Below are 985 nucleotides of genomic sequence, written 5' to 3'. Positions count from 1 at the left end.
CGCGGCCGTCCGGCGAGGCGCAGGAACCCGTCGACCGCGCCGCCGAGCTTCTGGGTGATCTCGCCGTAGAGGTAGACGAACTGGACGCAGCTCGCCTCGTCCCAGGAGACGTGGACCTCGGGCTTGGTGAGCCCCGGCGGCGGGTTGTCGGCCCAGCCCATCAGTTGCCAGATCAGCGTCACCGCCCCCTCCGCGCGGGAGCGCAGCAGGCGCTGCTCCTGCACCGGCATGGCGGGGGGCAGGGTCAGGATGATGCGGCGCAGCTTGCGCGGCGCGTCCTTGGTGCGGCGGCGCTCGCGCACCCCGGCATTGTTGATCGTCGAGAGCGCGTGGCAGACCACCTCGGCGACCATGAAGGTGAAGAACGACGAGCGCGAGAAGGTGAGCCGCGAGGCGCCGACCCGGTCGTCGGGCTGGACCCGGATGCCGTAGCGCCGCTTGTCGGCGTCGAGCTGGGCGATCACGTCGCCGCGCCGGTTGACGAATTGCCGGATGGTGCGGTCGATCAGCGGGCTCGTCCCGTCGGCGCCGTAGTCGCGGTCGGGAAAGCGCCACTCCTGATTCACCGGGCGCACGTCGCAGAGATAGCGCTTCGGGCTCGACAGGCCGCCCACGGCCTCGGTGCCCTGGGCGAGTTCCCTGAACCGGCCCGCCTCGGGCCCGACCCGCACCGGGCTCGGCCAGAAGAAGGCCCGCGGCCGGGCCGAGAGCCGCGAGAGGTGGTCGCGCCCGAACCGGGCATGGGACAGCTCGACGTGGCTCTCGAACGGCTCGGTATAGACCTGCTCCGGCTCGGACAGGTCGCGCAATTGCAGCACGAAGGAGTTGTTGAGGTCGACCCGGTCCTCGTTCGGGTGCGACTCAATCAGGATGCCGCAGGTACGGCTGTTGCCGATGTCCAGGATGAGGTCGACCGTGACCGGGCGAATCGCTGGCTGGGCCGTCACCGTGTCGGTGAGGCGGATCGCCCGCGGGCGCACCGCCC

The 985-nt window shown here is 71.1% G+C and carries 1 protein-coding gene; it reads right to left on the bottom strand.

Features of this window, described 5'->3' with window-relative positions; genetic code table 11:
* Positions 1-985: virulence factor SrfB (locus VQ03_RS30560; protein ID WP_048454703.1), on the bottom strand; the 985-nt coding region annotated here is incomplete at both ends.

The sequence above is a fragment of the Methylobacterium tarhaniae genome (assembly GCF_001043955.1).
GTDB classification, from domain to species: Bacteria; Pseudomonadota; Alphaproteobacteria; order Rhizobiales; family Beijerinckiaceae; genus Methylobacterium; species Methylobacterium tarhaniae.
This window is presented reverse-complemented; position numbering and strand designations above follow the sequence as displayed.